The organism is Pseudomonas sp. B3(2017), assembly GCF_002113595.1.
In the GTDB taxonomy this organism is placed as follows: domain Bacteria; phylum Pseudomonadota; class Gammaproteobacteria; order Pseudomonadales; family Pseudomonadaceae; genus Aquipseudomonas; species Aquipseudomonas ekonensis.
This window is the reverse complement of record NZ_NEIU01000052.1, coordinates 1-699: the sequence shown is the minus strand read 5'-3', so window position 1 is coordinate 699 and position 699 is coordinate 1. Positions and strand designations below refer to the sequence as shown.

At 64.8% G+C, this 699-nt stretch carries 1 protein-coding gene; it reads left to right on the top strand.

Translation table 11 applies throughout. The features are described from left to right. Positions 1 to 699, top strand: a 699-nt coding sequence (locus CAG33_RS28035) for a calcium-binding protein (protein WP_139833060.1), incomplete at both ends; no start/stop codon positions are given.

Here is a 699-nt window from a genome sequence, read left to right as displayed (position 1 = left end):
CTGGTCGGCAGCGCCCTCAACGCCACCGGCAACTCGCTGAACAACACCCTCAGGGGCACCGACGGCAACAACGTGCTGGACGGCGGCGCCGGCGCCGACGTCATGATCGGCGGCCTGGGCGACGACACCTACATCGTCGACAACGTCGGCGACGTGGTCATCGAGACCAGCCGCCTGTACGGCGAAGTCGACACCGTCCGCGCCTCCGTGAACTACACCCTCAGCGCCAACGTCGAGAACCTCACCCTGACCGGCACCGGCAACATCTACGGCATCGGCAACGACCAGGACAACGTCATCATCGGCAACGACGGCGACAACCAGTTGGTCGGCGGCGCGGGCGTGGACACCCTGATCGGCGGCAAGGGCAACGACGCCTACGGCATCGACCGCGAACGCGAGCTGGACCTGGTTCAAGAGCTGGCCAACGAAGGCACCGATATGCTGGTCATCGAGTACAACGCAAACGCCACCTTCGGCAGCACCGTCGACCTGAACCGCAGCAGCCTGCAGAACATCGAGAATGTCGCATTGACCGGGGCGGGTGTCTTCACCGTCTACGGCAACGCCCTGAACAACACCCTGATCGGCAACAGCGACGACAACACCCTCAACGGCGGCGCCGGCGCGGACATCATGGAAGGCGGCGCCGGCAACGACAGCTATGTCGTCGACAACGTCGGCGATGTGGTCATCGAG